This is a genomic window from Elstera litoralis, from assembly GCF_000963705.1.
Taxonomy (GTDB): Bacteria; Pseudomonadota; Alphaproteobacteria; order Elsterales; family Elsteraceae; genus Elstera; species Elstera litoralis.
The window spans coordinates 1-6328 of sequence record NZ_LAJY01000283.1; the positions used below are offsets into that span (position 1 = coordinate 1).

9 protein-coding genes are annotated in these 6328 nt (G+C 60.4%); 2 read left to right on the forward strand and 7 right to left on the reverse strand.

Translation table 11 applies throughout. From position 1 onward, the window contains the following. Window positions 1-329: Lrp/AsnC ligand binding domain-containing protein (locus VZ95_RS11545; protein ID WP_198148250.1), on the forward strand; the 329-nt coding region annotated here is incomplete at its 5' end. 211 nt (window positions 330-540) lie between these two features. On the opposite strand, the gene VZ95_RS24100 is transcribed toward VZ95_RS11545, so the two are convergent. Then, the gene (locus VZ95_RS24100) at window positions 541-711 is read right to left on the reverse strand and encodes a hypothetical protein (RefSeq protein WP_156995252.1); all 171 of its coding nucleotides are present in this window, start codon (window positions 709-711) and stop codon (window positions 541-543) included. A gap of 59 nt (window positions 712-770) precedes the next feature. On the opposite strand from VZ95_RS24100, the gene VZ95_RS11550 reads away from it, so the two are divergent. Next, window positions 771-1163 (forward strand): hypothetical protein, encoded by a 393-nt coding sequence (locus VZ95_RS11550; RefSeq protein WP_156995253.1) that lies wholly within the window; start codon window positions 771-773, stop codon window positions 1161-1163. 59 nt (window positions 1164-1222) lie between these two features. On the opposite strand, the gene VZ95_RS21935 is transcribed toward VZ95_RS11550, so the two are convergent. From VZ95_RS21935 to VZ95_RS11575, 6 genes are all read right to left on the reverse strand, one after another. Further along, the gene (locus tag VZ95_RS21935) at window positions 1223-2611 is read right to left on the reverse strand and encodes a PAS domain-containing sensor histidine kinase (RefSeq protein ID WP_052711695.1); all 1389 of its coding nucleotides are present in this window, start codon (window positions 2609-2611) and stop codon (window positions 1223-1225) included. Continuing rightward, window positions 2514-2870, reverse strand: a complete 357-nt coding sequence (locus tag VZ95_RS25535) for a LapA family protein (protein ID WP_198148251.1) — start codon at window positions 2868-2870, stop codon at window positions 2514-2516. The genes VZ95_RS21935 and VZ95_RS25535 overlap by 98 nt, the downstream gene beginning before the upstream one ends. A gap of 380 nt (window positions 2871-3250) precedes the next feature. Further along, window positions 3251-4693: a sensor histidine kinase gene (locus tag VZ95_RS21940; RefSeq protein WP_052711696.1), complete on the reverse strand. Its 1443-nt coding sequence runs from the start codon at window positions 4691-4693 to the stop codon at window positions 3251-3253. Then, complete coding sequence (locus tag VZ95_RS11565; protein WP_052711697.1) at window positions 4693-5235, reverse strand: molybdopterin-dependent oxidoreductase; 543 nt, start codon at window positions 5233-5235, stop codon at window positions 4693-4695. The genes VZ95_RS21940 and VZ95_RS11565 overlap by 1 nt, the downstream gene beginning before the upstream one ends. A gap of 55 nt (window positions 5236-5290) precedes the next feature. Continuing rightward, complete coding sequence (radC, locus tag VZ95_RS11570) at window positions 5291-6001, reverse strand: RadC family protein (protein ID WP_045775975.1); 711 nt, start codon at window positions 5999-6001, stop codon at window positions 5291-5293. Beyond that, window positions 6001-6328, reverse strand: a 328-nt coding sequence (locus VZ95_RS11575; RefSeq protein ID WP_045775976.1) for a M24 family metallopeptidase, incomplete at its 5' end; no start/stop codon positions are given. The genes VZ95_RS11575 and radC, both read right to left, overlap by 1 nt.

Consider the following 6328-nt stretch of genomic DNA (forward strand, 5'->3'; position numbering starts at 1 on the left):
AGAATCAGCGCGGCGAAGACTATGAGCGCTTCGAGACTGTCATCGCCAAAATCCCCGAGATTATCGAAGCTTATTCGATTGGTGGTGGGTACGATTATCTTCTGAAGTTTGTCTGCGGGGACGTGCGGGATTATCAGATTCTCAGTGAGAAGATGATTAATTCCGACGTGGGGATCGATAAATTCTTTAGCCACATCGTCATTAAACCCGTCAAAGCCTATCGCGCATGCCGCTGGCCCATCTCATCGATAAAGACACGAATCCGTCTGTCATTCTGTCCTGATATTCCGTTGCCTGTTTGCGGCTGTAGTCAGGCTACGTGTCTCTAGGATAAATTGGGTTTAAAGCGGTCCTATCCGCCCATTCTGAAAACTGAGTGACAGAAGAATGTAGCGATGATACATTATGACCATGTCAATCAGTCGGCTTCCTCCCCTCCCCGCCGACTGATGGCGCGGGTGCTTTCGGGCAAGGGCATCTGCAAAATTGAAACGGCTGAAGCGTGGGCAACGCTTCAGCCGTTTTTTCTTGATGTATATCTTAGGCGGCGACGCGCTGGTCGGCGTAGTGGGGCAGAAGCCCGGCAAGCTGGCCGAAATGCTCAAGATCCTGGCGTTCGATATCGAGTAAATCCCCGCTGCGGCGATACCAGCTTGCAATCGCCTCGACGCGGATGCGTTGAGCGGCATCGAGCGCGGGGGAGGCCAGCAACCTATCGATGAGCGGGTGGCCGGTTTCGCTTTCGGCTTCGGTCTCGCGACGGGCTCGGCTTGAATCTGGGGGGCCTCGGGTATTGCCTGGACAGGCTTGCGGCTTACCGCCTCTTCCCGCAGACGGGCAAGCGTTTGCCAATGGTGGGCGGCGCGCTCGGCGGCAATGCGCCGCCGGGTTTCCGCCGCGAGTTGCCGGCCGAGATCAATCAGACTGCGCCAGCCTTTTGCCGGGGCTTGGAGGATGACTTCGTCCCAGCTCAACCCCGCGACGCGCACGAGGCGGGAAGCGGCGCGGGCTGCCGCCAAAACCTCCGCGTCCTGATCGCTCTCAAGGCGCGCCAGCAGCTTCGGCAGCCGCGCCAAATCTCCCGCCTGATCCTGCGATCCGTGCCGTGCCATGCCCGTTCTCCCGTTACAAATCTCGGAACAAACCCCGAACCTGTGATTTGAGAATGCCGCTGGTTCAGGGACTTGTCAACCGATCTTAAACGGATGTCAGACGGTTTATCTTAGCTCGGGTTTGCCAGCAGATTAGGCCGCGAGAGAACCCGCTCGGCGGGGAGGGCGACCGTTATCGTGGTGCCGACATTCAGCGCGGTTTCGATAATCAGGCGGCCACCGTGCAGTTCCACCAGCGATTTCACCAGCGGCAGACCAAGGCCCGTGCCCTGGAATTTCCGCGACAGGCTATTGTCCAACTGGCGGAACGGCGTCAGCGCAATCGGCACTTCCGCCGGGTCCATGCCGATGCCGGTATCGGCGACGTGCAGGGCGAGGCCGCCTGTTTCCAACACCTCGACGCTGGTGGTGATCGTGCCGCCCGCATCGGTGAACTTCACGGCGTTCGATAGCAGGTTCAGCAGAATTTGGCGCAGCAGCCGCCCATCGGCATAGACGCTCGGCATGTTCGGCGGCAGTTCGGTATGCAGCGACAGGCCCGCCCGCGCGGCGCGGTGCTGGAGCAGGCGCGCGACCGACTGAATAATGCGGGTAAGGTCCAGTTCTTCCTCGTTCATCTCCACTTTGCCGGATTCGATTTTGGAGAGATCGAGAATATCGTTGATGACTTCGAGCAGATGCGCGCCGCTCTCGCGGATGTCGCGGGCATAGTCCAGGTAGCGCGGGCTGCCGATCGGGCCGAAGAGCTGGCCTTCCATGATTTCGGCAAAACCGATCACCGCATTCAGCGGCGTGCGCAACTCGTGGCTCATATTGGCGAGGAAGACGGTTTTGGCGCGGTTGGCGGCAAAGGCTTCTTCCATCGCCGTGCGCATCTTCTCTTCGCTGCGCTTGCGGTGGGTAATGTCGATATGGGTGAAGACGAAACCGAGGCCGGGGGTGAAGCGCCGGTAGGTTTCGATGATTTTATCGGACAGAATGGTCCATTCGATCCGCTCCGGCCCATTCGGTGGCAGGCTGGTCATCTGCTGCTGAACGATGGCTTCGGGATCGCCGACGCCGTAATCGCCGCGCTTGGCCAGATAGCGCACCAGATCGGCATAGGCCATGCCCGGTTTGATAACGCCATTCGGTAAATCGAAAATACCGTGCAGCAGCCGGTTCCAGTGGCGGATCTTCAGATCCTCATCGACCAGCAGCACGGAGGTTGCGACATTATCGATGGTCAGGCGCAGTAACGCAGTCTGCCGGGCGAGTTCCATTTCGCGCTGGCGCAGGCGCGTGAGATTGGACGCCGCGCCGCGCCAGCCGAGAACCGTGCCGTCGGCCGCGAGAATCGGTCGCCCGGAGGAGCGAACATACGCGAGAGTGCCGTTGGAGCGGCGCACGGAGTATAAGAAATTATCGAAGGGGCGTCCGGCGGCCAGATCTTCGGCATGGCGGCGCCAATGGGCCTGATCGGTATCGTCGGCGGTGAGATCCTGGCGGCGTTTTGCCATAGGGCAGCCGGTCGGGGCCTTCCACATCCGGCACCGCCGATTGGGCGCCGCGCTCGAACCGCACAAAGCGCCCGTCGGCATCCATTTCCCAGTACCAATCGGCACTACAGGCGAGGAAATCTTGATATTTCGCTTCGAGATTACGCTCGGCTTCCCGCGCGCGGCGGATCTGTCGTTTCAGCGACAGCGCCCAGGCCAGCAAAGCCGTCGCTACGATCGTCACGCCGATAAACGCTATAAGCGCAGCACTTGTCCCCACGTTCAGCACCGCCTGCCATCAAAAAATGTCAGCGGGCGGCCCAACGCCCGAACGACACGGTCAATCCAATTCCCCCGTATCAAGGACCATACCTGATCCGAGGGGGGTGTGCGAGTCTAGGACCGAGGGTTAGGAAAGATTTAAAGCTGCGCGTATCGCGGACGCCAAAAAGGATAAATGTAACGCAGTTTCGCCCTTGACTCGCCGCACTGCACAACGTACTTTTGCAGTGCGGCATAGAGAGTTTCTCTCTTCCCGCATGACGCTCTTGAGCGTTTCCTCCCTAAACTCGGCAGCCGCGCTTTTAGCGCGGCTCTTTTTTTGTGTGCGTTCCAACGCGCGGGCGGCACTTTTAGCGCGGCTCTTTTTATGCGCGCCAGCTAGACCGAACGGTCCTTCGGGAAGGTTAGGGTGAAGCGGCTGCCTTCGCCGATGCGGCTATCCAGCGTCACGCGGCCGCCGTGCAACTCCATCAGCGATTTTACCAGCGGCAACCCCAGACCCGCGCCCGTATGCAACCGCGAGAGGCCGTTGTCGACCTGATAGAAGGCATCGAAGATGGCCTCTTGCTCCTCGGTGCTAATGCCGATGCCCGTATCGGCCACACTCAATTCCGCTTCACCCTGCGCATTTACCCCCCAAGAAACGCTCACAGTTCCGCCCGCAGGGGTGAATTTGACCGCATTTGTTGCAAGATTGAGCACGCATTGCCGAACGGTGCGCAGATCGGCAAAAATCACCACCGGCGTTTCGGGCGCGTCGCCCAGCGTGAGGGTAATGTCGCCAGCCTCGGCCTTGCTGCGCAGCAGATCGACGGCAAAGCGGCAGGGCGCGGCCAGATCGAGCCGGGTTTCGTTCAGCGTATATTGCCGCGCCTCAATGCGGGTGAGCGACAGAAGATCTTCGACAAGGCTGAAGAGATGTTCGGCGCTCTGATGAATATGGTCGACATACTCGGCATATTGGGGCGGTTGAATCGGCCCGTAGCTGGCGCGCTTGATCGTTTCGGAGAACCCTAGGATCGAGTGCAGCGGCGTGCGCAGCTCGTGGCTCATATTGGCGAGAAAGGCGGTTTTGGCGTTATTCGCGGCCTCGGCTTCTTGGCGCGCTTGCTGCGCTGCGGCATGAAGCGCGGCGAGTTCCGTTTCGCGTTCGCGTAGTACCGCTACCATTGCGTCGGAGTGCCGTAGCAGCCGTTGCGTGCTGCCAATCTCGGCAATCAGCAGGACGAAGAGCACGAGTATGAGCGTGCCCAACCCGGCCAGCAGCAGCGCAAGCCGCCGTTCCAACTCGTCCTGGGCGGCGGTCGAGCGGAGGCCGTTGTAATTGGGATCGGCCACCATCAGCAGAAAGGCTTCGCGCAGGCGCGGCACGATCTTGCTAATGTCCGCATGGGCTTGCTTCAGTTCGGCGGCGGTTGCCGTTTCGAGATGGGCGATCAGCGGGTCTTGATCGTTCAATACCTTATCGAAGGCTTCGAGCGTTTCCGGATACCCCGGCAGCCGGAAGAGAGGCTTCCCCTCCGGCCCGTGCTTTAGGATATCGACCCGGCTCCACGTCGTATCGAACCGGCGCAAGGTTTCCCGGCGTAAAGCGAGATCGTCGGGGGTTCGCGACAGCAGGTTGAGCGCGTGGCTATAGCGCAGCGTTTCAATTTCCGTGGCGGCAATCGCCCAAGGGCTGCGGGAGAAATCCAGGCGTGCGGCAGCCTGCCGCTCTTTATCGGCAAGATAAGTGACCAACGCCGCGATCATGGTCAGCAGCGTGAGCAGGCTTAGAAGAGTAATGCGCAGCCGGCGATTATAGAGAAAGTGAAGGTTCATCACGAAAGGGTAATCCGATCCAACTGCCAGACCCAGCGGTTGCGGATGCTGGCGCGCTCCAGCGCCGGTTCGCCCCGGCGCGGATACATGATCCATAACGGCCCTTTGGTTCGGCGCGGCAGGGGTTGCTCGTCGATGAACCGGGCCAGAAGAACCTGCCAGCGCAGCAAATCTTCCATCGGAATATTGGCGGCAAAATCATTGAGGGCATGGGCTCGAAACGTGCCTTGACTAAGGTCCGCCCCACAGGCGGCCAGCACGTCGCGCAGCAGCGGCCCACGATAGGTATGAACCCCCGGCTCCCACCACGTATCGGTCGTTACGCTCACTTGCGGGAAGGCATCGATCATCGCGCCGTCGAGCTGGATTTCGCGGGCACCATTGGCGTTGGTGGCGTTCGACCAGCTAATTTTTCCATCGACCGTGAGCAGAACCGGGCCAACAGGTTCAGCGCGCGGGGAGGCGGCACGGCCTAAACCGGGAAGCAGCGCGGACGCGGCACAACCCAATAAAATCTGACGGCGCGTGAGAGGAAGCGGCATGGGAAACCAACCAAGGCGGGACAAACGGGAGTTTCTTCTTAACGCAACTCCTGGGCTACAGCAAACCCAGCGCTTTAAAACTGCTGTGACCATGCCGCCCAATCACCAGATGGTCATGCAAGGATATGCCGACCCCCTCCACCGCGCGGGCGAGGGTGCGGGTCATATCGATATCGGCTTTCGAGGGGGTCGGGTCGCCGGTCGGGTGATTGTGGACCAGAATGAGCGCCGTCGCGCCGACCTCCAGCGCCCGCTTCACCACGTCGCGCGGGTACAGCGGGGTATGGTCGATGGTGCCGCGCTGAACCACTTCGTCGCCGATCAAATGATTCTTGCGGTCGAGAAACAGTAGGCGGACCTGCTCGATCGGCTCATGGGCCATCGCGATGCGGCAGTAATCCAGCACAGCTTGCCACCCCGCCAGCACGGGGGCCGTGCGCGCCTGTTCGCGGGCGAGGCGGCGGGCGGCGGCTTGAATGGTTTTCAGCGTGGCAATCGCGACCGGGCCGACGCCCTCCAAGGTGCCCAACTGCGCCGGGTCGGCGGTGAGAACCGCTGAGAAACTGCCGAAACGCGCCAGCAGTTTCTTCGCCAAGGGTTTCACATCGCCGCGCGCATTGGCCCCGAACAGGATGAGTTCGAGCAACTCGTAATCCGGCAAAGCATCCGCATCCCCGGTCAGCAGCCGATCCCGCAATCGGGCGCGATGGCCGACGTAATGGGGCGCTTCGGTGGAAGCCCCGGGGTCAGTGTCGGGCGGGGACATCAGGCATAGGGCGGCGCGTGCCAGGCTTTGGGCGATAGGGTGAAGATTTCATACCCGGTCGCGGTGACGCCGATGGAATGTTCGAACTGGGCCGAAAGCGATTTATCCTTCGTCACTGCCGTCCAATTATCCGACAGAACTTTTACGTCGAATTTACCGGCATTAATCATCGGCTCGATGGTGAAAAACATACCTTCTTTGATTTCCGCTCCGTGCCCTGGCCTGCCGAAATGCAGGATCGACGGCGCATCGTGGAAAAAAATGCGGCCTAAACCGTGACCACAGAAATCGCGCACTACCGAAAAGCGTTGCGCTTCCGCGAAACGT